The 23,745-nt window shown below is 64.8% G+C and carries 24 protein-coding genes and 1 riboswitch; of the genes, 10 read left to right on the top strand and 14 right to left on the bottom strand.

Going from position 1 to position 23,745, the window contains the following annotated elements:
- Positions 1 to 3: 3 nt before the first annotated feature.
- The 8 genes from hslV to FAZ95_RS21105 all read right to left on the bottom strand — a co-directional run bounded on the left by hslV (position 4) and on the right by FAZ95_RS21105 (position 8,308).
- Entirely contained in the window at positions 4 to 540 is a 537-nt protein-coding gene (gene hslV, locus FAZ95_RS21140) for an ATP-dependent protease subunit HslV (RefSeq protein ID WP_137334226.1), read from the bottom strand.
- A 416-nt stretch (positions 541 to 956) separates the two neighbouring features.
- A complete protein-coding gene (gene dksA, locus FAZ95_RS21135) occupies positions 957 to 1,376 on the bottom strand; it encodes an RNA polymerase-binding protein DksA (protein WP_137334225.1) in 420 nt (139 codons plus the stop codon).
- A gap of 590 nt (positions 1,377 to 1,966) precedes the next feature.
- Positions 1,967 to 3,043, bottom strand: a complete 1,077-nt coding sequence (locus FAZ95_RS21130; RefSeq protein WP_175425661.1) for a CobW family GTP-binding protein — start codon at positions 3,041 to 3,043, stop codon at positions 1,967 to 1,969.
- 173 nt (positions 3,044 to 3,216) lie between these two features.
- The gene (locus FAZ95_RS21125) at positions 3,217 to 4,419 is read right to left on the bottom strand and encodes a class I SAM-dependent rRNA methyltransferase (protein ID WP_137334223.1); all 1,203 of its coding nucleotides are present in this window, start codon (positions 4,417 to 4,419) and stop codon (positions 3,217 to 3,219) included.
- Between the two features lie 251 nt (positions 4,420 to 4,670).
- Positions 4,671 to 5,600, bottom strand: a complete 930-nt coding sequence (gene xerC, locus FAZ95_RS21120; protein ID WP_137334222.1) for a tyrosine recombinase XerC — start codon at positions 5,598 to 5,600, stop codon at positions 4,671 to 4,673.
- A 52-nt stretch (positions 5,601 to 5,652) separates the two neighbouring features.
- Positions 5,653 to 6,390: a DUF484 family protein gene (locus FAZ95_RS21115; RefSeq protein WP_137334221.1), complete on the bottom strand. Its 738-nt coding sequence runs from the start codon at positions 6,388 to 6,390 to the stop codon at positions 5,653 to 5,655.
- 55 nt (positions 6,391 to 6,445) lie between these two features.
- The gene (gene dapF / locus FAZ95_RS21110) at positions 6,446 to 7,330 is read right to left on the bottom strand and encodes a diaminopimelate epimerase (RefSeq protein ID WP_137334220.1); all 885 of its coding nucleotides are present in this window, start codon (positions 7,328 to 7,330) and stop codon (positions 6,446 to 6,448) included.
- Between the two features lie 93 nt (positions 7,331 to 7,423).
- A complete protein-coding gene (locus tag FAZ95_RS21105; protein ID WP_137334219.1) occupies positions 7,424 to 8,308 on the bottom strand; it encodes a lipid A biosynthesis lauroyl acyltransferase in 885 nt (294 codons plus the stop codon).
- A 289-nt stretch (positions 8,309 to 8,597) separates the two neighbouring features.
- On the opposite strand from FAZ95_RS21105, the gene metK reads away from it, so the two are divergent.
- Positions 8,598 to 9,785, top strand: a complete 1,188-nt coding sequence (metK, locus tag FAZ95_RS21100; RefSeq protein WP_137334218.1) for a methionine adenosyltransferase — start codon at positions 8,598 to 8,600, stop codon at positions 9,783 to 9,785.
- An 89-nt stretch (positions 9,786 to 9,874) separates the two neighbouring features.
- Here the strand turns inward: metK and FAZ95_RS21095 are convergent, their stop codons facing one another.
- Positions 9,875 to 10,240 (bottom strand): hypothetical protein, encoded by a 366-nt coding sequence (locus tag FAZ95_RS21095; RefSeq protein ID WP_137334217.1) that lies wholly within the window; start codon positions 10,238 to 10,240, stop codon positions 9,875 to 9,877.
- A gap of 385 nt (positions 10,241 to 10,625) precedes the next feature.
- On the opposite strand from FAZ95_RS21095, the gene FAZ95_RS21090 reads away from it, so the two are divergent.
- On the top strand, positions 10,626 to 11,387 hold the full coding sequence (locus FAZ95_RS21090; protein WP_137334216.1) for a phytanoyl-CoA dioxygenase family protein: 762 nt from the start codon (positions 10,626 to 10,628) through the stop codon (positions 11,385 to 11,387).
- Between the two features lie 97 nt (positions 11,388 to 11,484).
- Here FAZ95_RS21090 and FAZ95_RS21085 read toward each other — a convergent pair whose 3' ends face one another.
- A complete protein-coding gene (locus FAZ95_RS21085; RefSeq protein WP_137334215.1) occupies positions 11,485 to 11,691 on the bottom strand; it encodes a DUF3185 family protein in 207 nt (68 codons plus the stop codon).
- 245 nt (positions 11,692 to 11,936) lie between these two features.
- On the opposite strand from FAZ95_RS21085, the gene mgrA reads away from it, so the two are divergent.
- Complete coding sequence (gene mgrA / locus FAZ95_RS21080) at positions 11,937 to 12,980, top strand: L-glyceraldehyde 3-phosphate reductase (RefSeq protein ID WP_137334214.1); 1,044 nt, start codon at positions 11,937 to 11,939, stop codon at positions 12,978 to 12,980.
- Positions 12,981 to 13,123: 143 nt separating this feature from the next.
- Here mgrA and FAZ95_RS21075 read toward each other — a convergent pair whose 3' ends face one another.
- Complete coding sequence (locus FAZ95_RS21075) at positions 13,124 to 13,309, bottom strand: hypothetical protein (protein ID WP_137334213.1); 186 nt, start codon at positions 13,307 to 13,309, stop codon at positions 13,124 to 13,126.
- Between the two features lie 624 nt (positions 13,310 to 13,933).
- On the opposite strand from FAZ95_RS21075, the gene FAZ95_RS21070 reads away from it, so the two are divergent.
- From FAZ95_RS21070 to FAZ95_RS21055, 4 genes are all read left to right on the top strand, one after another.
- Positions 13,934 to 14,146: a hypothetical protein gene (locus FAZ95_RS21070; RefSeq protein WP_137334212.1), complete on the top strand. Its 213-nt coding sequence runs from the start codon at positions 13,934 to 13,936 to the stop codon at positions 14,144 to 14,146.
- A gap of 102 nt (positions 14,147 to 14,248) precedes the next feature.
- A complete protein-coding gene (locus FAZ95_RS21065) occupies positions 14,249 to 15,301 on the top strand; it encodes a serine/threonine protein kinase (RefSeq protein ID WP_137334211.1) in 1,053 nt (350 codons plus the stop codon).
- Between the two features lie 101 nt (positions 15,302 to 15,402).
- Positions 15,403 to 15,834, top strand: coding sequence for an STM2901 family protein (locus FAZ95_RS21060; protein WP_137334210.1), 432 nt, complete (start codon positions 15,403 to 15,405; stop codon positions 15,832 to 15,834).
- A complete protein-coding gene (locus FAZ95_RS21055; RefSeq protein WP_137334209.1) occupies positions 15,834 to 16,202 on the top strand; it encodes a DUF1493 family protein in 369 nt (122 codons plus the stop codon). The genes FAZ95_RS21060 and FAZ95_RS21055 overlap by 1 nt, the downstream gene beginning before the upstream one ends.
- Positions 16,203 to 16,222: 20 nt before the next feature.
- Here the strand turns inward: FAZ95_RS21055 and FAZ95_RS21050 are convergent, their stop codons facing one another.
- Together FAZ95_RS21050 and FAZ95_RS21045 are read right to left on the bottom strand one after the other, a co-directional pair.
- On the bottom strand, positions 16,223 to 17,641 hold the full coding sequence (locus FAZ95_RS21050) for a coniferyl aldehyde dehydrogenase (protein WP_137334208.1): 1,419 nt from the start codon (positions 17,639 to 17,641) through the stop codon (positions 16,223 to 16,225).
- Positions 17,642 to 17,730: 89 nt separating this feature from the next.
- Positions 17,731 to 19,407: an isovaleryl-CoA dehydrogenase gene (locus FAZ95_RS21045; protein WP_137334207.1), complete on the bottom strand. Its 1,677-nt coding sequence runs from the start codon at positions 19,405 to 19,407 to the stop codon at positions 17,731 to 17,733.
- A gap of 229 nt (positions 19,408 to 19,636) precedes the next feature.
- On the opposite strand from FAZ95_RS21045, the gene FAZ95_RS21040 reads away from it, so the two are divergent.
- Positions 19,637 to 21,283 (top strand): GMC family oxidoreductase, encoded by a 1,647-nt coding sequence (locus FAZ95_RS21040; RefSeq protein WP_137334206.1) that lies wholly within the window; start codon positions 19,637 to 19,639, stop codon positions 21,281 to 21,283.
- On the opposite strand, the gene FAZ95_RS21035 is transcribed toward FAZ95_RS21040, so the two are convergent.
- Positions 21,241 to 22,182, bottom strand: a complete 942-nt coding sequence (locus FAZ95_RS21035; RefSeq protein WP_137334205.1) for a LysR family transcriptional regulator — start codon at positions 22,180 to 22,182, stop codon at positions 21,241 to 21,243. The two genes, FAZ95_RS21040 and FAZ95_RS21035, sit on opposite strands and share 43 nt — an antisense overlap.
- A 90-nt stretch (positions 22,183 to 22,272) precedes the next feature.
- Between FAZ95_RS21035 and FAZ95_RS21030 the strand changes: the two genes are divergently transcribed.
- Together FAZ95_RS21030 and FAZ95_RS21025 are read left to right on the top strand one after the other, a co-directional pair.
- On the top strand, positions 22,273 to 22,770 hold the full coding sequence (locus tag FAZ95_RS21030; RefSeq protein WP_437437747.1) for a CidA/LrgA family protein: 498 nt from the start codon (positions 22,273 to 22,275) through the stop codon (positions 22,768 to 22,770).
- A gap of 27 nt (positions 22,771 to 22,797) precedes the next feature.
- Entirely contained in the window at positions 22,798 to 23,523 is a 726-nt protein-coding gene (locus FAZ95_RS21025; protein ID WP_137334203.1) for an LrgB family protein, read from the top strand.
- Positions 23,524 to 23,614: 91 nt separating this feature from the next.
- Positions 23,615 to 23,725: riboswitch (S-adenosyl-L-homocysteine riboswitch) on the top strand.
- The last annotated feature ends 20 nt before the right edge of the window (positions 23,726 to 23,745 follow it).

The following is a 23,745-nucleotide window of genomic DNA, read 5'->3' as shown; positions in this document are numbered from 1 at the left end:
GCCTCACTCGATCGTCTCGATGACGCGGTTATGGTTGGTATAGATGCACATGTCACCGGCGATCGCCAAAGACTTTTCGACGATGTCGCGCGGGGAAAGATCCGTGTTTTCGGCGAGCGCACGGGCCGCGGCTTGCGCATACGCGCCGCCCGAGCCGATCGCGCAGATCCCCTCTTCGGGGTCGAGCACGTCGCCATTGCCGGTGATGACGAGGGTGGTTTGCGCGTCGGCGGCGATCAGCATTGCTTCGAGGCGGCGCAGCATGCGGTCGGTGCGCCAGTCTTTGGCGAGCTCGACCGCGGCGCGGGTCAGGTTGCCCTGATGCTTTTCGAGTTTGGCTTCGAAGCGGTCGAGCAGCGAAAACGCATCGGCCGTGCCGCCGGCGAAGCCGACCAGCACCTTGCCGTTGTAAATGCGCCGGACTTTCCTCGCGCCGCCTTTCATGACGATGTTGCCGAGCGTCACCTGGCCGTCGCCGCCGAGCGCGACTTTGTCGCCGCGCCGCACGGATACGATCGTCGTGCCGTGAAATTGCTCCATGTGCGTTCCTTTTGAAAAGCTGAAGGTCCCGGGCGGTGCTGAGTCAGGTGCCGCCCGAGCGTATCGGGTAGGCGGACGAGGCGCGGCTTGACGCGCGCGCGCTCATGCAACGCACGTCCGGTTAATTTTAGGGCGGACGCCGCGTTATCAAGAGTCGGCCAAAGTGCATAGGACGGAAATTGGCGCGCAGGCGCGGGCGCAGGCGCGGGCGTAGATGCAGGCGCGGTAAAAGCTGCGCGAGCGGAGCGCCGGACGTCAGATCAGCGCCGGTAACGGCTGCCGTCACCGGGGCGTGGACATGCGCGGAAAAGGGCGTGCTGCGGCCGCACCAAAAGAAAAAGGCGCGCGGTTCACCGTGCGCCTCTTTGACGAAGCAGCATATCAGGCGCGGCGAGCGAGCCGCGCGGTTCCAGCAATCAGTCGCCGAACAGCTTCTGGCGCAGCTCGCGGCGTTCCTGCGCTTCGAGCGACAGGGTGGCCGTGGGCCGAGCGATCAGACGCGGAATGCCGATCGGCTCGCCGGTTTCCTCGCACCAGCCGTACTCGCCCGAGTCGATGCGCGCGAGCGATTGCTGCACCTTCTTCAGCAGCTTGCGTTCGCGATCGCGCGTGCGCAGTTCCAGCGCATGCTCTTCTTCGATCGTCGCGCGATCGGCCGGGTCCGGCACGATCACGGTTTCGCGCAGGTTCTCGGTCGTCTGGCCGGCATTGCGGAGGATCTCCGCCTGCAGCTGTTCGAGCCGGTTCTTGAAGAAAGCGAGCTGATCCTCATTCATGTAATCCTTCTCGCTCATCTTCAGGATTTCGGCTTCGGTCAAGAGTCGTTTCGTCGTCATCTGCGTGCTTCTTCAATGTGAGGCAAAACTCTTACATATTGCCCGCACTTTCGTGTTGCCCGCAACCGGCGTCAATGAAGCGCAGGCGAACACGGACGCTGGGCTGTCGTGCCGCCCATCGCGCCGTTGCGGGGCCGAACTCCTCTGGAAACCGATCCTCGGATGCCCCCGAGCATCTCGATGCCGGACTGCGCGCTCGCTTACCAACCGGCGTGCAGGCCGGTGCTTCGGTATTGTTTCGGCATCGTCCGGATGAGGTTTTCCGGCGCCGTGTACCTGCCCGGCATCGTTGCGCAACATCCAGCGGGTGCGCCAGACAATGCGCGGGCAATTCGTTGTCTTTCTCCAGTGGGCCCGTATTGTAACTGAATCAGAATTCAGTTCTGCAACCGATCAAACCCCACGTCGGACCCATGTGCTATCCCGAAAATATAGCGCGCGAGCCGTCAAAAAGCGATGGTCATCCGGCCCCTTCTGTCATAGGGCTTTCACCTGTTTTACCACGGGCGGGGGCGGCGAACCGGTCTGGGTGCCGTAGCGCACACAAACCGGTTCGCCTATGCGGGATAAGTCACGGATCGAAGGCTGCCTTACGCGAGGCAGGCGTCGAGACCGTCGGTGATGAGGTCCTGCGGGAGGTCGACGCCGATGAACACCATCTTGTTGGTTTTCTTCTCGATCGGCAGCCACTTCGCCGCGAGGTCGCTGCCCATCATCTGGTGCACGCCCTGGAACACGACCTTGCGGTCGACGCCCTTCATATAGAGCACGCCCTTGTAGCGCAACAGACGCTCGCCATAGATCTGCAGGATGCCGCCGAGGAAATCCTCGAGCTTGTTCGGGTCGAACGGGCGATCGTTGCGGTAGACGAACGACTTGATCTTGTCGTCGTGATGCGCGTGGTGATGGTGGTGCTCGTGCCCATCGTGCGCACACTGGCCGTGATCGTGATCGCAGTGCTCGTGGTCATGGTCATGGTCGTGATCATGGGCATGATGAGCGTGGTCATGATCGTCTTCGGCCAGGAAGTCCGGGTCGATTTCGAGCTTGGCGTTCAGGTTGAAGCCGCGCAGGTCGAAGATTTCCTTGATGTCGGTCTCGCCGAAATTGACGACCTTGATCGTCGCTTTCGGGTTCATGTGCACGAGACGGTAGCGCAGGTCCGACAGCGTCGCTTCGTCGACAAGATCCGACTTCGTGATGAAGAGGCGGTCCGCGAAACCGACCTGCCGCTGCACGACTTCGTGCTCGTCGAGCTGAAGGTTCGCATGCTTCGCGTCGACGAGCGTGATGATCGCGTCGAGCAGGAATTCGTCGGCGATTTCGCTATCGATGAAGAACGTCTGCGCGACCGGGCCCGGGTTCGCGAGGCCAGTCGTTTCGATCACGACGCGATCGAACTGGAGCTCGCCCGACTGCTTCTTTGACGCCAGGTCGCCGAGCGCGCGCGCGAGGTCGCCGCGAATCGTGCAGCAGATGCAGCCGTTGCTCATCTGGACGATTTGCTCGGCGGAGTCTTGCACGAGGATTTCGTTGTCGATGTTCTCTTCGCCGAACTCGTTTTCGATCACGGCGATCTTCATGCCGTGCTTTTCGTTCAGGATGCGCTTGAGCAGCGTGGTTTTGCCGCTGCCGAGGAAGCCGGTCAGGATAGTGACGGGAATCATGTGAGTCGCCTGTGGTTCGTGAATCGGTGTCTATGCGTCCAACAGCCCACGATTGTTGCATATCTGTCAAGCGCCCGTGGTCCGCGCGGTGCGCCGCTTGCCACGGGCTTGCGCCTGCCTGTCAGCCGCAATTCGGCTGCAAGACGCGCCAAATGTCCGCTAACTATGGGCGTTCAGGCGATTTGCAACAATAGACCTTTCAGGTATTCGCCTTCCGGGAACGCCGTCAGGAGCGGGTGATCGACCCCGGCGCCCAGGCGCTTCAAGATGCGGGCGTCGACGCGCGCGTCCGCCGCGGCGCCCGCGACGATCTTCTGGAACAGGTCGGCATCGATCGCGCCCGAGCACGAGTACGTGAACAGCAGGCCGCCCGGGCGCAGCAGCTTGAAGCCGGTCAGGTTGATGTCCTTGTAGGCGCGAGCGGCGCGGTCCACGTGCTCGCGCGACGGCGCGAATTTCGGCGGATCGAGCACGACGAGGTCGAAGCGCTCGCCCTCGTCGTAGAGCCGGCGCAGCGTCTTGAACGCGTCGGCGTCGAGCCACTCGGCGCGGCTCGCGTCGAAATCGTTCGCGGCGACGTTCTCTTTCGCGAGCGCCAATGCTTCGCCCGACGAATCGATCGACACCACGCGTTTCGCGCCGCCCTTGAGCGCAGCCAGCGAGAAGCCGCCTGTGTAGCAGAAGCAGTTGAGCACGTCGCGCTCGGCCGCGTACGCCTGGACTAGCGCGCGGTTGTCGCGCTGGTCGACGTAGAAGCCGGTCTTGTGGCCCGAGCGGACATCGACGTGATAGCGCACGCCGTTTTCGTTCGTGATCAGCGTGTCGGGCGGCGGGTCGCCGGCCAGCACGCCGGTGGTCTGCGCAAGACCTTCCTTCTCGCGGATCGAGACGTCCGAGCGCTCGTAGACGTTCGGGCAGCCGGTCGCGCCGACGAGCGCCGCGACGATCGCTTCCTTCCATGCCTCGACGCCCGTCGCCATGAACTGGCAGACGAGCTGGCCGCGCTTTTCGGCATCGTCCGCGATGTAGTAATCGACGATCAGGCCCGGCAGGCCGTCCGCTTCGCCGAAGATCAACCGCACCGCGCCCGTGTCATGGACGAGCGCTTGACGATGCGCAATCGCGCGCTGCACGCGGCGCTTGAAAAAGGCGTGATCGATCGGCTCGGCCTCGTCGAAGCTCCAGACTCGCACGCGGATCTGCGATTGCGGGCTATACGCGGCGCGCGCGAGAAAGCGGCCGTCGTGCGCGCGCACGATCACGGTGGCGCCCGGGGCGGGCTTGCCGTCGATGCGGTCGATCGCGTTCGCATAAACCCACGGATGGCGGCGCAGCAGCGATTTTTCCTTCGACGGTTTCAGCGTTACGGTATTCATAAATGATCAAAAACAAGTTTCTGCCGCGCGGATTGTGCGTGGCGGGATGATGAGTGTGTCGACTGCAGCGCGGATTGTGCGGCATCGCCGGGCGGGAACGTGGCGGCCGGAGGCGGTCGTCCGCTCCCGGCAAGAGCGACGGCCGTCTACGCCGCTGATGAGCGCCCCCAGACCTGGCGCTTCGCGCCAGGTCCCCCGAGGGGGCAAGTCAATCTTGGGGCGGCCAGGCGATTTCCTTGAGAGCGAGGCATTCAGTCGCGCTTCTTGGCGCGCGGATGCGCCTTGTCGTACACCTGCGCGAGATGCTGAAAATCGAGCGCGGTATAGACCTGCGTCGCGGTGATGCTCGCGTGCCCAAGCAGCTCCTGCACCGCCCGCAGATCGCCGCTCGATTGCAGCACATGCGTCGCGAACGAATGGCGCAGCACGTGCGGATGGACGTTGGCCGGAATGCCGGCCGCGAGCGCGGCGCGCTTTACGCGGTCGCGCACGACGTTCGGCGACATCCGGTTGCCGCGCGCCGACAAAAAGAGCGGATGCGGATCGAGCTTCACGAACTCGCCGCGCGCGGCGAGCCAGTTCTTGAGCGCGTCGAGCGCCTTGCTGCCGACCGGCACGGTGCGCCGCCGGTTGCCCTTGCCGAGCACCGTCACTTCGGCCGCCTGCAGGTCGAGCCAGCCGGCGGAGCGGTAGCCGTCGGCATCGGCGAAGGCGACATCGAGGCCGACCAGTTCCGCAAGCCGCAGCCCCGACGAGTAGAACAGCTCGAGCATCGCGTGATCGCGCAGCCCTTCGGTGTTCGCGGCGGCGGGGGCTTCCATCAGCGCGTTGGCGTGGTCGACGGAAAGCGCCTTCGGCAGCGTTTTTGCCTGTTTCGGCGCGCGCACGGTCGCAACGGGATTGGCGGGCAGCTCGATGCGCCCGGCGAGCCACCGGTAGAACGCGCGCCATGCCGACAGGCGATGCCCGATCGAGCGCGCCGACAGCCCGCCCGCATGCGCGCGCGCGACGGCGCTGCGCATGTCGGTGGCGGTGAGGCTTTCCAGCGGGCGGCCCTTCGCGAGTTTCTTCAGCTCGTCGAGTTCATGCGTGTAGCCGCGCAGCGTATGCGCCGACAGCCGCCGCTCATGCTCGAGGCTCGAGAGGTAGGCGGCAATCGGGTCGTTGTCGGCCGCGGTCACAGGGCGGGTTCCGGATCGATGAGGGTGCGGATCGAGCGCGAAGGCGCGCGCGTCAACGAGCGATCAGACGGCTCAGCGCCGCGCTCGCCAGCCCGCCGATCTGCGCGAGGAAATCGGTCGCCATGCCTTCGTGGAAACGGCGCGGGTCTGGCGAGCCCATCACGAGGAGGCCGAAGGCGGCCCCGCCTTCGTCGCTCGTGCGCGGATCGCGCAGCGCGACCAGCGCGATCGATTGTGTCGCGGCGCCTTCGGCCGCGGCGGGGTCGGCGGACGAATCGCTCGCTGCACTCGTGGCCGTCGCGGCGGATTCGCCCGAAATCAGCCACTGCGCGGCTTCAAAACCGGTGTTTGCGCCGCAATACGGCGCGGCGAGGCTGTTCGCGAAGATCCGCACTTCCTCGCCGACGTGGCGCGCGAAGTCCGCTTCGCGGTACGGCTCGGCCAGATCCCAGACGCGCAGCGCCGCCTGCGGCACGTCGAACACCTCGGTGAGCCCTTGCGAGACGGCGCGCGGCAGCGCGTACGCGTCGCGCTCGGCCATCACGCGCATCGTCCAGCGGTTGAATTTCGCCGCGATGCTGTCGTTCTCGTGGCCGTAGCGCAAGAGCTCGGCGAGACGCCGCTCGAGATGCTTGTTCTTCTCGCGCAGCATTTCCATTTGCCGCTCCTGCAGCGACACCGCGGCCTTGCCGTGCGGGTTCGCAAGTCGGATGGTCGCGAGCAGCTCGGCGTGCTCGTCGAAGAATCCGGGGGTGGCGAGCAGGTATTCAGCGACTTCGCGATCGTTCATGGTCTCGGCAATAAGGAATGCGCAGGGAATCGGTTGAATGGGTGGGTTGGCTGGATCAGTCCGCGATCTCGATCTCGCCTTCGAAGACGGTCGCGGCCGGGCCTGCCATCGTGAGCGGGGCGGCTTCGTCGCGCGCGCCGTCCCAGGCGATGGTCAGCACGCCGCCGTGCGTGTGCACGGTGACGGGCGAATCGAGCAGCCCGCGGCGGATGCCCGCGGCCACTGCCGCGCACGCGCCCGTGCCGCAGGCGAGCGTTTCGCCGGCGCCGCGCTCGAACACGCGCAGCTTGATTTCACCGCGAGAGACGATTTGCATGAAGCCGGCGTTGACGCGCTGCGGGAAGCGCGGGTGATGCTCGACCGCCGGGCCGACCTGGCCTACCGGATATTGCTCGACGTCATCGACGATCTGCACCGCATGCGGATTGCCCATCGAGACGACGGAGATCCAGCGCGTGCCGCCATTCGAGGCATCGACGCCGGTCAACTGAAGGGGCCAGAGCGTATCGGCGCCTTCGCGGCGGCCGTCGAGGCCGCTCGCGTCGAACGGCACGCGCGCCGGTTCGAACACCGGCTGCCCCATATCGACGACGACCTGGCCGTTTTCCTGCATCGTCAGCGTGATGACGCCGTTTTGCACCTGCACGCGCACGCTCGTCTTATCGGTGAGGCGCGTGTCGCGCACGAACTTGACGAAGCAGCGCGCGCCATTGCCGCAATGCTCGACTTCGCCGCCGTCGCAATTGAAGATTCGATATTTGAAATCGACGCCGTCGATCGTGGGCCGCTCGACGAGCAGCAGTTGATCGGCGCCGACACCGAAATGCCGGTTCGCGAGCGCGCGCACCTGGGCGCTCGTCAGTGCGAGCGGACGGGTGTAGCCGTCGAGCACGACGAAGTCGTTGCCCGCGCCATGCATTTTGGTGAATTTGAGCTTCATGGGCGCTATTGTAAGTGACTCGGCTTGCGGCGTCGGCGTCTAAAAAAGGGTGTTCAGGGCCTCTGTTCAGTGCGATCGGGCCCTGGGCCCATATCAATAGAAGCTCGGTTCGCCCTCCGGACGAGTCTTGAAGCGCTTGTGCACCCAGTAGTACTGCTCGACGATGCGCGGAATCTGCTCTTCGAGAAAGGCGTTCATGCGGCGTGCGTCGATATCGTCGTCGCCGCTCGGGTAGTTGTCCCACGGCTTGAACACCTTGAGCCGGTAGCCCTTGTAATTCGGCAGCACCTCGCCGATGAACGGCAGGACCTGCGCATGGCCCACCTTCGCGAACCGGCCGACCGCAGTCAGCGTGCAGGTGGGAATCCCGAAGAACGGCACGAACGTGGAGTTGCGCACGCCATAGTCCATGTCCGCGCCGAGCATGACCGGCTTGCGCTCTTTCAGCCAGCGCAGCACGACGCGCGCGCTGTCGGCGCGGCTCGCCATGTCCGCGCCGAAGCGGCCGCGCGCCTGCTTGGCGATTTCATCGAGCTCCTGATTCTTCATCGGCTGATAGAGCGCGCCGCACTGGCGCCGCAGCGCGCGATTGATGAAGACCGAGCCGGCCTCGATACCGACGAAGTGGAAGCCAAGCAGCAGCGTGGGCGGCATGTCGGGATCGGTCAGGTCGACTTCGCTATCGACTTGCACCAGCTTCTCGAGCTTCTTCAACGAGCCGAACCACTGGACGCTGCGCTCGACGTAGCTGCGAATCGCATGCCGGAAGTGCTTTTGCGCGATGTCTTCGCGCTTTTCGTCGCTCCACTCGGGAAAGCACAGCTTGAGGTTGATATGGACGATGCGCCGGCGCCGGCTGGGGATCTGGTAGAGCAGCCAGCCGAGCCCGTCGCCCAGGCGCGCGACGAAACCGTACGGGAGAATGGCGAGAAATTTGAGCAGTGCGATGCCCAGCCTGCCCCCGAGCCGGCCTAGCATGCCGCTGCTCCGCAGGCGGCCGGACGGCGCGCGTGAAGCGCGCGAGGCGTGTGTGGAAGAAGAGACACCGAAAGCAAATGTGGATACCGCACGCGTTCACGCCCTGTGACAATTCTGAGAAAACGCTATAATACGGGCTTCGCCGAGTTAATAGACAACTTGCGGGGCGAAGCCGCCGGGCGCGCATCAAGCGTCCGGACGGTATTGGAAATCCGCTAAAGCGTCGCCGCTTCAGGCTCCCGAAGCTGGCTACGTGAAAAACCAACCGTAACCAATGGAGTCTGCAAAAGTGGCAAACGACTATCTCTTCACGTCTGAATCCGTTTCCGAAGGCCATCCGGACAAGGTCGCCGACCAAATCTCGGACGCGATTCTCGACGCAATCCTCACGCAAGACAAATACTCCCGCGTTGCCGCCGAAACGCTGTGCAACACGGGTCTCGTCGTGCTCGCCGGTGAAATCACGACGACCGCGAACGTCGACTACATCCAGGTCGCGCGCGACACGATCAAGCGCATCGGCTACGACAACACCGACTACGGCATCGACTACAAGGGCTGTGCGGTGCTCGTCGCGTACGACAAGCAATCGCCGGACATCGCCCAAGGCGTCGACCGCGCGCACGACAACAACCTCGATCAAGGCGCCGGCGACCAGGGCCTGATGTTCGGCTACGCCTGCGACGAAACGCCTGAGCTGATGCCGCTGCCGATCCACCTGTCGCACCGGCTGGTCGAGCGCCAGGCGAGCCTGCGACGCGACGGCCGCCTGCCCTGGCTGCGTCCGGATGCGAAGTCGCAGGTCACGGTGCGCTACGTCGACGGCAAGCCGCATTCGATCGACACCGTCGTGCTGTCCACGCAGCACTCGCCGGATATCGAGCTCGCGACGCTGCGCGAAGCGGTGATCGAAGAAGTCATCAAGCCGACGCTGCCCGCCGATCTGATCAAGGGCGACATCAAGTTCCTCGTGAACCCGACTGGCCGGTTCGTGATCGGCGGCCCGCAAGGCGACTGCGGTCTGACGGGCCGCAAGATCATCGTCGATACGTACGGCGGCGCGGCGCCGCACGGCGGTGGCGCGTTCTCGGGCAAGGATCCGTCGAAGGTCGACCGCTCGGCCGCCTATGCCGGCCGCTATGTCGCGAAGAACATCGTGGCCGCGGGCCTCGCGTCGCGCTGCCTGATTCAAGTGTCGTACGCGATTGGCGTGGCGCAGCCCACGTCGGTGATGGTCAACACGTATGGCACGGGCCGCGTGTCGGATGAGACGATCACGAAGCTCGTGCTCGAGCACTTCGATCTGCGTCCGAAGGGCATCGTCCAGATGCTCGACCTTCTGCGTCCGGTCTACGAAAAGACTGCGGCATATGGTCACTTCGGCCGTGAAGAGCCGGAATTCTCGTGGGAAGCGACCGACAAGGCGCTGGCACTCGCGGAAGCCGCCGGTACGGAAGCCGTGGCAGCATTGGCCTAAGCAGTGGCCTGACTCGCGCGAACGCAGTCAGTAAAAAACCCCGGTGCTTGCACCGGGGTTTTTCTTTTTCTACGACGCGATGCTGCGATTCAGCGCGCGGCGAACGCGAACCAGCCGGTGCTGGCCGCGAGGCGGCGCGGACGGCGGCTCGCGCCGCGCAGCGAAACGTCCGGCGTGCGGCGCGAGGTCAATGCGCGGAGCACGACCGGCGGCTTGGGCAGCAGCGTGCGCAGCGAGAAGCGCGAGAACGGGCGCGCGCCGGCGCGCACGCGCAGCATCGAGACAATCGTTTGGAACCAGGCGCGCAAGCCGTCGGCCGACGTGGCGTGCCGTTGTTGCGCGAGTTGGCGGGTGCGCGCCGCGTGATGGCGCAGCGCACGCACGATGTGGCGTCGTGCGGGGCGGGCCGCCCTCAAGGCGACGCGCTTGATACCAGTAGTCAGACGAGTGTGCATGGTTCGAGCGAAAGGGGAAGAGCGTCGCAGGACGTGAGCGGCGGCAAGCTAGACGCAGCAGCATGTATGCCAGCACGCGGGACGTGGTGGCCCCAATCAGGGCCGGACGCGGCGGCGATCCCGGTGGACCGCGCGCAGAAAGCGGATGCAATCGACATCGGTGCAGACTACACGCGATTCGTGACGGGCGAAAGTCTGGGTTCTCCCACTAAGGTTAAGGGTTATTACCAAGAGAGATCGCACCGTTTTCGCGGACGTTCCGAACAATTTGCGTGCATCGATGCACGAGCGCCGTGCAGCGCGCGCCCGCGCCGATCATGCCCGCTTTACAATCGATCCATTCACCAAAACGTCAACCTGCGTAAAACGTAATACGGATCGCCTCATGCCAGAGCATTCAAAAAAGGAACAGGTGCAAATGCTGCGGGAACGCGGCTACGTGGTCGTGCCGGGGCTCGTCGCTCCCGAGCGGTGCGTAGCGCTGAAGGCGCTCGCGCAGCAGCAGCTCGAGGAAGCGGCCGCGCCGCTCGAATTCGAAGCCGATTTGCGCTACCCGGGCGCGCCGGAGTCGAAAGAGGCGCCGGGCGGCCATACGGTGCGGCGTCTGCTCGACGCCTACGTGCGCCATGCGCTCTTGCGCGAGTGGGCGACGGCGCCCGAAATCAAGGGTTGGATGGAGCTGTATTTCGGCGAGGAGCCGCGCCTGTCGCGCGCGCATCACAACTGCCTGATGACGAAGCACCCGCGCTACGGCAGCCTGACCGGCTGGCACCGCGATGCGCGCTACTGGTCGTTCGAGCGCGACGATCTGGTGTCGACGTGGCTTGCGCTCGGGCCCGAGACCGTCAACAACGGCGGGCTATGGTTCGTGCCGGGCTCCCACAACACCGCGTTCACGTCCGATCGTTTCGACGAAGCGAAGTTTTTCCGCTCCGATCTGCCGGAGAATCAGGCCCTGATTCACACGGCGGTGTCGCCGGAATTGCAGCCGGGCGATGTCGTTTTCTTCCACTGCAATACGCTGCATTCGGCGGGACAGAACCTGTCCGACGACGTGAAGTTTTCGCTGGTCTTCACCTATCACGGCGCGAGCAACGTGCCGCTGCCTGGGTCGCGCTCGGCTTCCAAACCGGAAGTGGCGCTTTAGGAGGGGCGGACGGCGTCGGCGGCTGCCATGAAGCCGGCGCCATAGCCTCTTGATCGGCACGCACCGCCGTTGCGAACCGCTGCCGGGTTCCCCCGGTTCAACGCTTGCCCGACGACAATGTGAGCCCGATCAGCCCCGCGACCGTCGCCGCGACGCCGCCTGCGATCAGCATGATCGTCTTGTTGGTCGGCGCGCCGGTGAACACGCGCGACATGTCGTTGGCAAACGAGTGAAACGACTGGCCGCCGAAATACAGCAGCACGACGCCGCCGACGATCAGCGCAAGCGAAATCGCCTTGATCATGTGAAGCTCCCATCGATAAAAACACGGACGCGGCAGTGTATGAGACCTGCATGACGTCGTCCATCCCTTGGCCGGGCGCTTCATCCCATCGCCATCCCGGTTCGTTCAGGCCGATCGCAGCGCGCCGAATCCCACTATCCGGACCGCTTCCGGCCGTCAGCACGGACAGACGCGTTTAGCTAACATATCCGGCTGGGCGGCCGCGCGAGGCCGTGCACTTAGCCACGCTTTCATCGAGGATTCACATGGCCTACGAAGCAGCAACGGAACGCTATTCGGATATGCAGTACCGCGTATGCGGCAAGTCGGGTCTCAAGCTACCGGCACTGTCGCTCGGGTTGTGGCACAACTTCGGCGACACGACGCCGCTCTCCACGCAACGCGACATCCTGCGTGCGGCGTTCGATCTGGGCATCACGCATTTCGATCTCGCGAATAACTACGGCCCGCCCTACGGCAGCGCCGAAACCAATTTCGGCCGGCTCTTCAAGGACGATTTCAAGCCGTATCGCGACGAACTCCTGATCTCGTCGAAAGCCGGCTGGGACATGTGGCCGGGCCCGTATGGCCAAGGCGGCGGCTCGCGCAAGTACGTGCTCGCGAGCCTCGATCAGAGCCTGCAGCGCATGGGGCTCGATTACGTCGACATCTTCTACTCGCATCGCTTCGACGCCGACACGCCGCTCGAAGAAACCGCCGGCGCGCTCGCGACGGCTGTGCAGCAAGGCAAGGCGCTCTATATCGGCATCTCGTCGTACTCGGCCGCGAAGACGCGCGAGATGGCGAAGCTGTTGCGCGAGCACAAGGTGCCGCTTTTGATTCATCAGCCTGCGTACAACATGCTCAACCGCTGGATCGAAGGTGAGCTGCTCGATGCGCTCGACGATGTCGGCGCGGGCAGCATCGCGTTCACGCCGCTCGCGCAAGGGCTCTTGACCGCGAAGTACCTGAACGGCGTGCCTGCCGATGCGCGCGTCAACAAGCCCGGCGGCGGGTCGTTGCAGCAAGGCCATCTGAGCGCGGAGAACATCGAGCACGTGCGCAAGCTCAATGCGATCGCCGAGCGGCGCGGCCAGAGCCTCGCGCAGATGGCGCTCGCGTGGGTGCTGCGCGATACGCGCGTGACCTCGGCGCTGATCGGCGCGAGCAAGCCGGAGCAGGTGCGGGAGAACGTCGGCGCGCTGAAGAACCTCGCGTTCACGCAAGAGGAACTCGCGGAGATCGATCGCTACGCGACCGAGGGCGGCATCAATCTGTGGGAAAAGCCGTCGACCGATCAGGCGATTTGATTCGCGTGCGTCGACGCAAATTCAACGCAAACAGGACGCACCGGCGTCGCTGACGACAGCCGGTGCGCACGATCGGGAAACCAAAGACCGCCTGACGGATGTCAGGCGTGCGAAGTGAGCGCTTTTCGGCGCTACTCGCGGCGCTACATCAGGACGGGAAGTCCTTCGACCAGCACCACCGCAAAGACCACGCCGAGCAGGGCGCCAAGCACGCGCAGCAGGTTGTGCTTGAACGCGGATGACGTCGGCAGCGCGCCGAGAAAGAGTGCGCCGGCAAGCGCCATCGGAATGACCAGGATGAAATCGCCCAGGGTGAAGTAGGTCGTCATGCTGTGTCTCCACTTTAGTGGTCGTCGTGGGAACTCAGTGAGTTCGGTGAACCGTGCAGGCGTTGCATCGCGCTCGGCGCCGGTCTGCATTAATCGAGTATAGGAGACGATTCGAGCGGTGCCGGCTGTCGAGTGGCGCCGCACAGTTCCGCTTCCGACCCCGCAAAGCCCTGTGCAGCGCGGCTTGCGGGGCAGTCCCGCAATTCATATGATGGCTTGCCCTAACCGCTCTCACACTTGCGTTCGCCTTTCATCCATGCGCAGCGGGTCGACGTCTATCGCCGTTGCGCATGCCTCGCGCATTCGCGCTGCCGTCTCGGTCTGGATAGCGGTGTAAGGGATTTCACGCGACGTCATGTCGAATGACGTACGCGCGACGGTTTATCATGGTGCGGCTTCCTCGCCTGCCGGTCCCTTCTCCAAAAAGCACGGTCAGGTGTTCGTAAGTGTGATTTCGGGAAGTAGAGGCATTTCTACTATTTCCTTTGGCTTTCCCGCATCCGTTAATGCAGGAACAATGGGATATACGCGCAACGGCTTGTCCGTTGTGCGGTTTGACCGCCAGGGCTGCTCGCTTTGAATCGGGCTCTGGCTTTGCCGGCAACATAGAACGGGGGAAATATCATGCAAGTCGGTTCGATCGTCCGGTCCGTGCATATTGCGGTGCCTTCTGGCGCCCGCGGCATTGTGATGCGAATTCTCGGGGACATGGCGATGGTGGTCTGGTATGCCGGCGAGCCCGGCGCGTCGCTCCAACTCAACACTGAACCGTTCTTTTTGGAAGATCTGATCGATACCGGCGACCTCGTGCGGCCGGCCTCCGAATTGATGCATTGAATGCAGGTCCTTAACGTCGTTGATTAGGCTCTAGCGGTTTTTCTGCCTGCTTGTGCGACAGTGCGCGCGATGCCAAGCGCGCTCATGCGGCACAATGCGGGCATGAACGACTCCAATTTCGATTCCTCCTCCGAAGCGGATGGCGAGCCCGCCGATCGTGGCGCGGCCGCCCATCCGTTCACCCGGCTCACGCCGGAATGCGTGCTCGACGCCATCGACAGCGTGCTCATCGACACCGGTGTGCGCACCGATGGGCGTCTACTGCCGCTCAACAGCTACGAAAACCGCGTGTACCAGGTGGGCGTCGAAGACGGCCCGCCCGTGATCGCGAAGTTCTACCGGCCGCAGCGCTGGTCGAACGAAGCGATTCTCGAAGAGCACGCATTCGTCGCCGAGCTCGCCGCGCGCGAGATTCCCGCCGTGCCGGCGCGCGTGACCGAAGGGCGCACGCTCCACGAATTCGACGGGTTTCGCTTTGCGATCTTCGAGCGGCGCGGCGGACGCGCGCCCGAGATCGACCGGCGCGATACGCTCGAATGGCTCGGCCGCTTCATCGGCCGCATTCACGCGGTGGGTGCGAGCAAGCCGTACGCCGCGCGTCCGTCGCTCGATATTCAAACGTTCGGCTATGAGCCGCGCGACTATCTGCTCACGCACGATTTCATCCCGCTCGACGTGCGCGCGTCGTACGAGGCGGCGGTGACGCTGGCGCTCGAAGGCGTCGAGCGCGCTTTCGAGCGCGCGGGCGACGTGCGCCAGTTGCGCCTGCACGGCGACTGCCATCCGAGCAACGTGCTGTGGACCGATGCCGGCCCGCACTTCGTCGATTTCGACGATAGCCGCATGGGTCCGGCGGTACAGGACTTGTGGCTGCTGCTGCCGGGCGGCCGCGCCGACGCGTCGCGCGCGCTCGCCGATCTGCTCGCGGGCTATGAGGACTTCTGCGAATTCGAGCCGCGCGAGCTGCATCTGGTCGAGGCGCTGCGCACGCTGCGCCTCATTCACTACGCGGCGTGGCTCGCTCGCCGCTGGGACGATCCCGCGTTTCCGGCCGCGTTTCCGTGGTTCAACACGCAGCGCTACTGGGAAGAGCGCGTGCTCGAGCTGCGTGAGCAGATCGGCGCGATGCAGGAGGGGCCGCTGTGGCCGGTTTAGCGGGCATATCTGGTGGATGAGGTGACTTTAATTTGAGATGTGCTCGGGTCGTCGCTTGATACATTCAGCGCTTGTTTACCTCCGGGGGCTGAAAGATAAGTATGAGCGACAACCGTTATACGTATTTTCACTATCGGGACCTAACGCCGGGCGAGTTGTTCTTTTTCATCGCCCTGGAAGAGACTCGCAAGGAGCTGGGGCTGACCGATCTTGTGGCGGCGTCGGCAATTTTGCTGGGCCAGAATGACGTGCCCGTTAGCGGAAAGCTCGCAGAGGCAACAAAAGGAACGTCTGTTGCATCAATGGCATCGCGGGCGCTACTGCGTCACAAGTTGCCGCGTCCCGTGCCGACGATCATCAAGAGCGGCCCACGGCTCATGAAAGTTGCGTTCACGCGAAACCTCGGCGCAGCCGTCGGTCGGGCAATTCCCGTAGTGGGCTACGTGATCCTTGTGGCAGACGCGTACATCATCATGGTGAACACCGTGAGATCCTACAATCGAATCGTTCAACCGGCGGATCGGGTGTTTTGATGGAAGACGATACTTGGGTTCGAATAGAGGCGTTTGCCAGAGAGGAGATTGGCCAGCCGCTTTTTCGACGACTGACTTTCACACCGGAAACTCGGCTTGACGAAGATGCTGGCTTGGCAGGCGTTGACGCTATCGAATTCATCGATAAATGGGCACTAACGTTCGATGTCGCTGCGCAGGGTTTTCCATACGACCGGTACTTCAGCGGAGACGGTTTTGATTTGGCAGCCTTGTTGTTGTGTTTCTTCCCGAAGCGCTTTCGGGACCCCCCCTTGGTCCCCATCACACTAGGCATGCTTGCCGAGGCTACCCGGCGCGGCCGCTGGGATACTCAGGAAATCGAAGCGTGGGCGAAAGAGGCGAACTGAGCCGTGATTCGCCCGTACCGCTACCGCTTCATCATCATCTTCAATATCGCGCTGACGCGCGCGCCGTAAGGCGGCGCGATCAGTGCGCGCGCATTGAAGCGCGGCTGCGTGAGCACCGGCTTCATCTTCGAGAACGTCACGAAGCCGTCGTAGCCGTGATACGCGCCCATGCCGCTCGCGCCGACGCCGCCGAACGGCAGGTTGTCGCACGCGACGTGCATCAGCGTTTCGTTGACCGCCACACCACCGGAGATCGTCTCGTGCAGCACGCGGTCGATCGTCGCGCGATCGTCGTCGAACAGGTACAGCGCGAGCGGACGATCGCGCGCGTTGATGTAGCGAAGCGCGTCGTCGAGCGTGTCGTAGGGCACGAGCGGCAGGAGCGGGCCGAAGATTTCCTCGCGCATCAGCGCGGATTCGGCGGGCGCGTCGGTCACCACGCAGGGTGCGAATTGGCGTAGCGACGCATCGGCGGCCGAATCGGTGAGCGGGTGCAGTTGCGCGCCGCCGGCCTCGGCTTCGTCGGCGAGCTGTTGCAGCCGAGCGAAGTGCCGCTCGGAAGCGATCGACGTGTAATCGCGATTGCGCGCGAAATCGGGGTATAGCCGCGCGACGCAGGCCCGGGCGCGCGCGATGAACGCGTCTTCCTTGCCGCGCGGCACGAGCACGTAGTCGGGCGCGATGCAGGTCTGCCCGGCGTTGAGCGTCTTGCCGGTGACGATGCTGTCGACCGCCGCGTCGAAGCGCGCGCGCGGCCCGATGATGACTGGCGACTTGCCGCCGAGTTCGAGCGTGACGGGCGTGAGGTTGTCGGCGGCCGCGCGCATCACGTCGCGGCCGATTTTCGTCGAGCCGGTGAAGAGCAGGTGATCGAACGGCAGCGCGCTGAACGCGGCGCCGATCGACGCATCGCCGTTCACCACCGCCACGTGATTGCGCGCGAACGTCTTCGCGATCAGCGTTTCGAAGAGCGCCGACGTGCGCGGCGTCAGCTCCGACATCTTGATGAGCGCCCGGTTGCCGGCGGCCAGCGCGCAGATCAGCGGCCCCGCGGCGAGCAGCACTGGATAGTTCCACGGCGCGATGATGCCGACGACGCCAAGCGGCTGTGGCACGACTTTCGCGCGCGCCGGCTGAAGCCACATGCCGGTGCGCTTCTTCTGCGGTTTCATCCAGCGCTTGCCGTGCTTGAGCGCCGCGTCGATCTCGTTCTTCGCGAGAAAGATTTCCGAGAGCAGCACTTCCTCTTTCGCGCGATTGCCGAAGTCGGCCGACACTGCTTCGGCCAGCGCGTCGCGATTGTCGAGCAGCATCGCGCGCAGCGCCTTCAGGTGCGTGGCGCGTGCTTGCCATGACGGAAACGGCGTCAGCAATTGCGCTTGCCGCTGCTCGCGCCATAGCGCTTCGAGCGCGGCATAGCCTGGCAGATCGTTTTTCATCTTCGCTCCCTGGTTGCGGCGCCTGGGCGGCGCGCTTATCGATAGTGGATGCGCTCGTGCTTCAGGCGCGTTGTCCAAATGCCCGAACGTCACGCCTGAAATGCACGCGCGACGATCGCCGCATGGTCGAACGTCCCGGGCAGCGTGCCGTAGACGCGGCCGCATGGGCTGTCGGCAAGGCGTGTGGCGATGAACGCGTCGGCGATCGTCGCGCTCGCGTGGCGCAGCAGCAGCACGCCCTGCGCGGCGAGCACGAGTTGCTGCGCGATGCGGCGTGCCAGCGCTTCGCGCGTGTCGGGCGCGGCCGCGAGCGTCGCGGCGAGCCGTTCGAGCGCGGCGCGCAAGGCGGCATGATCCTGGGCGTCGGCGAGCCAAGACGCAAGCAGCGCCTGCGCGCCTTCCGGATCGCGCTCGATGCCGCGCAGCACGTCGAGACACATCACGTTGCCCGAGCCTTCCCAGATCGAATTGACGGGCGCCTCGCGATAAAAGCGCGCCATCGGGCCTTCTTCGACATAGCCGTTGCCGCCCCACACTTCCATCGCCTCGCCCGTGAATTCGAGCGCGCGCTTGCAGACCCAGAACTTGGCGGCCGGCGTGACGATGCGCCGCCACGCGCGATCTTCCGGCGAGGCGGTGGCCGGGTCGGCATCGAATGCGCGCGCGAGGCGCATGAAGAGCACGGTCGCCGCTTCCGATTCGAGCGCGAGGTCGGCGAGCACGTTTTGCATCAGCGGCTGCTCGACGAGCCGCTTGCCGAACGCGGCGCGATGGCGAGCGTGATGGATCGCCTGAACGAGCGCGGCGCGCATCAGCGCGGCGCTGCCGATCACGCAATCGAGCCGCGTGTAGTTCGCCATTTCGATGATGGTCGGCACGCCGCGTCCTTCGTCGCCGATCATCACGCCGTAGGCGTCGAGGAATTCGACTTCGCTGCTCGCGTTCGAGCGGTTGCCGAGCTTGTCCTTCAGACGCTGGATCTGGACGGCGTTCTTCGTGCCGTCGGGCGCGAATCGCGGGACGTAGAAGCAGGACAGCCCTTCTTGCGTGTCCGTGCGCGCGAGGACGAGGTGCGCGTCGCACTGCGGCGCCGAGAAGAACCACTTGTGGCCGACGAGCCGGTATTCGGTGCCGCGGCCCGGGCTGGCCGACGTTGCGAAGGCACGCGTCTGATTGCTGCGCACATCCGATCCGCCTTGCTTCTCCGTCATCCCCATGCCGACCATCATCGAACGTTTGGCGCCAAGCGGGAGGTCGCGCGGATCGTGTTCGCGCGACAGCAGCTTGTCGCGCAGCGTCGCGTATAGCGCGGGCTCGCGCTGGAGCACGGGGATGCTCGCGAAGGTCATCGTCAGCGGACACAGCGAGCCGGACTCGAGTTGCGCGTGCAGGAAGTACCCGGCGCAGCGCGCGGGCATCGCGCCCGGCTGCGGCTGTTCGAACGGCAGCGCGTGCAGGCCCTCGCGGCGCAGGAGCGTGAGCAACTGGTGCCAGCTCGGATGGAATTCGAGCGCGTCGATGCGTTCGCCGCGCGGGCTGAAGGTGAAGAGCTCCGGCTCGTGACGGTTCGCGGCGCCGGCGAGCGCGAGCGTCGCGGGTTCGCCCAGCATCGCGCCGTCGCGCGACAGCGCGGCCCGGTGCCAGCCGGCGCCCTCGCGCTCGACCGCCGCGCTCAGGGCCGAATCGCACTCGAAGAGGTTGTAGTTTTCGAGCGGCGGAACCTGGTTCGTGACTTCGTGCGTGGCCGTTGGGGCTTGCGAGGGCATCTTCGTCTCCTGATGCGATTGGGGCTTTTGTTGTCGGTCGAGAAATGCCCTTGCATGATAGGTTTGCGCCGCGCGATTCGTTTAGAGGAATCGCTCTTGCCGCGTCGCGCATGCGGATGCAAACCACTCCCTACAATGCGCAAAAAATCAGTGTGCACGAGGCGCCCCATGGACACAACGGGCACACAACGTGCGGCATCGTGCAGCCAAAAAAGGAAGGGAGGAGCGGGTGCAATACGACTACATCATTGTCGGTGCAGGCTCGGGAGGCGCGACGCTCGCGAGCCGGCTCGCGGACCGCTGCCCCGAGGCGACGATCGCGCTGATCGAAGCCGGTCCCCACACGCAGCGCAACGCGTTCGTCAACACGCCGTTCGGCATCGCCGCGCTCGTGCCGTTCAAGCGCAAGACCAACTATGGCTACGAGACCGTGCCGCAGCCGGCGCTCAACGGCCGGCGCGGCTACCAGCCGCGCGGACGCGGCATGGGCGGCTCCAGCGCGATCAACGCCATGATCTACACGCGCGGCCATCCGCTCGACTACGACGAATGGGCCCGGCTCGGCTGCGAGGGCTGGGCGTGGCCGGACGTGCTGCCCGTGTTTCGCCGCGCCGAAGGCAACGCGCGCGGCGCGAATGCATGGCATGGCGCAGACGGGCCGCTTAGCGTGTCGGATCTGCACTATCGCAATCCGTTTGCTCACCGCTTCATCGATGCCGCGATCGACGCGGGCTTTCCCGCCAACGACGACTTCAACGGCCCCGAGCAGGAAGGCATCGGCTTCTACCAAGTCACGCAGCGGGACGGCCGCCGCTGCAGCGTGGCGCACGCTTATCTATACGACAAAACGCGCAGCAATCTGCACGTGATCGCCGATGCGACCGTGCTGCGCGTCGTCTTCGACGGGCGGCGCGCCACGGGCGTCGAGCTCGCGCGCGCGGGCCGCGTCGAAACCCTCGCCGCGCGCGCCGAAATCGTGCTCGCGGCCGGCGCGTTCAATACGCCGCAATTGCTGATGTGCTCCGGCATCGGCCCCGAAGCGCCGCTGCGTGCGCTCGGCATCGGCGTCGTGCACGATGCGCCCGGTGTTGGGGAGAACCTGATCGATCACATCGACTTCACGCTGAACAAGCGCGTGACATCGACCGAGCCGGTCGGCTTTTCGCTGCGCGGCTTCGCGAAGATGGCCGCTGCCGTGCCGCCGTTCATCCGCCACGGCAGCGGCATGCTGTCGAGCAACATCGCGGAGGCGGGCGGCTTCATCAAAAGCGATCCGTCGCTCGATCGCCCCGATCTGCAACTGCATTTCTGCACGGCGCTCGTCGACGATCACAACCGGCGTATGCACTGGGGTCACGGCTATTCGCTGCATGTCTGCGTGCTGCGTCCGAAAAGCCGCGGGACGGTCACGCTCGCGAGCGCCGACGCGCGCGATGCGCCGCTGATCGATCCGCGCTTCCTGTCCGATTCGCGCGATCTCGATCTGCTGGTGCGTGGCGCGCAGTGCGCGCGGCGGATCTTCGAGGCGCCAGCGCTCGCATCGCACGGCGGCACGGAGTTGTTCACGCTCCGCGACGCGACCGAAGCGCAATTGCGCGAGCAGATCGCCGAGCATGCCGACACGATCTATCACCCGGTCGGAACCTGCCGGATGGGCGGCGATGCGCTGGCGGTCGTCGATCCGCAGTTGCGCGTGCGGGGCGTGACGGCGCTGCGCATCGCCGACGCATCGGTGATGCCGACGCTCATCGGCGGCAATACCAACGCGCCGACCGTGATGATCGGCGAGCGCGCGGCCGATTTCATGGTGGCGGCGCGTCGCGCCGGCGGCGCTCAGTCCTCGGGCTCGCCGGTGAGCCTGCGGGACCGCGTGTAGGCGAAGTCCTCGTAGGGCTGGCCCGGGAGCGTTTCGCGCGCGACCGCGATCCACGCGCGCGCCGCATGCGACAGGTAGCCGTTTTTCCGCCAGCCGAGCGCCATGTCCCACGGAATCTCCGGTTCGACTACCGGCCGGCACGTGAAGTGCGTGGCTTCGAGCCGATTGCAATACGGCGACGGCAACAGCGCGATGCCGACGCCGGCGTGCACGAGCGCCGCCATGAAATCCCAGTGGCTGCTGCGGCCCACGATCTGCGGCGTGAAGCCGACCTGGCGGCACGCGTCGGTGACGACGTCATTGAGCGCGAGGCTCTCGTTGTAGAAAACGAACGGCTCGCGCGCGAGATCGGCGAGCGCCACGCTCTTCATGTCGTCCCAGCGCAGGCCCTTGCGCGTCACGACCCACAGCTTCTGGTTCGTCATCGGCAGGACGTCGAACGTATTCGGATCGACCGGCTGAAGCACGCCGCCCAGCTCCAGTTCGCCCGCGATCAGCGCCGCCTCGATCGCGCGTGAGCCGTGCTCGAACAGCTTCAGCTCGATCTTCGGATAGCGCCGCCGGAACTCGGCGATGACCGGCGTGAAGAGCGATCCGCCCATCGGCGGAATGCCGATGGCGAGCTCGCCGCGGCCTAGCGTGCCGACGTCGTCGAGTTCGGCCTGCAACTGCGCCTGCGCGGCGAGCACTTCCTGGCCGCGCTGAAAGACGATCCGGCCCTCGTCGGTCAGCATCATCTGCCGGCCCTCGCGCAGCAGCAGCGGGGCGCCGATTTCGTCCTCGAGCGCCTTGACCATCTTGCTGATGGTCGGCTGCGTGACGAACATGCGCTCGGCGGCGACGGTGAAGCTCTGCTGACGGACGACTTCCACGAAATAGCGCAGCGCACGGAGTTCCATGGGCGGTTTCCTTGGAGAATTCCAATATGGAATGATTTTTATGATTCTAAGTCATTTTATTTATAGTGGCGCGATTTCTATACTCCTCGCATCGGATCAATCAGGGTTGCTGCCATGACAATTCGTCGTTCCAACAGCCTCGCAGCGACGCGGTTGGGGAGCATCGCGATGCGAGTGGGCAAGATTGCCTTGCAAACCGCGGCGATTGCCGCCGTCTGGTCCGTCGCCGATTTCGTCGTGCGGCGGACCGGGCTGCCGGTCTCGGGCGGCGTCCTGGGCCTCGGCCTGCTGCTCGTGCTGCTCTTCGGCGGCGTGGCGACGCGCTGGGTCGAGGACGGCGCCAACTGGCTGCTGTCCGACATGCTGCTGTTCTTCATTCCCGCGACGATCGCGGCGGTCAAATACGGTGGCCTGTTCGAACAGGACGGCTGGCGCCTCGCGCTGGTGATCGTCGCCGGGACGGTGAGCGTGATGGTCGCCGTGGCGTGTGCGGTCGACATGGCCGCGCGTTTCGAGCGCCGTCTTGCGTTGCAACGCGTCCGGGTTGCGCGAAGTGCGCGGCGCGCGGCATGGATGGAGCGGGCGTAGGCGCAAAGCGCCCCCCGAGTGCGAATCATGAACCCAATATCGACTCAGTTTTTCGCCGGCGTGGCCCCGCAATGGATCGCCGCCGGCTGCTTCGTGCTGACCATCGCGCTCTATTTCGCGATGAAGCGCGTGTACGCCAGCGCCAAGAAACCGTGGCTGACGCCGTTCATCGTGGTGCCCGTCCTGCTCATCGGCCTCTTGGTGGCGGACCACATTCCTTACGCCGTGTACTTTCAAGACACCCGCTGGCTGCTTTGGCTGCTCGGCCCGGCGACGGTCGCGTTCGCCGTGCCGATCTATCACTACCGCGACTTGATGAGGCGTCACTGGATCTCCCTAACCGTGGGTGTGACGGTCGGCATCGTCGCCGCGGTCGGCGGATCGCTGCTGCTCGCGAAACTGCTGCAGCTGTCGCCGGATTTGCAACGCAGCCTGTTGACTCGCTCGATTTCGACGCCGTTTGCGCTCGCCGTCTCCGACAAGATCAACGCGCCGAAGGAATTGACCGCGCTCTTCGTGATTGCGACCGGCATGTGCGGGATGCTGCTCGGCGAGCTGGTGCTCGCGTTCGTTCCGGCCAAGACGCGGCTCGCGCGTGGCGCGCTGTATGGCGCGTCGTGCCATGCCGTCGGCATCGCGAAGGCCCGTGAGCTGGGCGGCGAAGAGGGCGTGGTCGCGAGCCTCACGATGATGATGACCGGCATCGTGATGGTGCTGGTCGCTCCATTGCTGCCGATGATTCTGCCGATTTAGGGTGCGAATCGCTTAACCCGCTCAAGGCGGGCTCGTCCGGAGCCTGCCAAACTCATCCCATAACTCCGTCGTCCTTTGCTACAATCGCGCTTCGTCCGAGGAGCGTTGCGACGGATCACTCCGCCAGGCTCGGACACTTCAATTGGACCGCAAGCGTGCATCGAACGCGCTTGCCGGCTCCATCGAACGGCGCTCACGTCACAATTTTCTAGAACTTTTTTA

This window comes from Trinickia violacea, from assembly GCF_005280735.1.
GTDB classification, from domain to species: domain Bacteria; phylum Pseudomonadota; class Gammaproteobacteria; order Burkholderiales; family Burkholderiaceae; genus Trinickia_A; species Trinickia_A violacea.
This window is presented reverse-complemented; position numbering and strand designations above follow the sequence as displayed.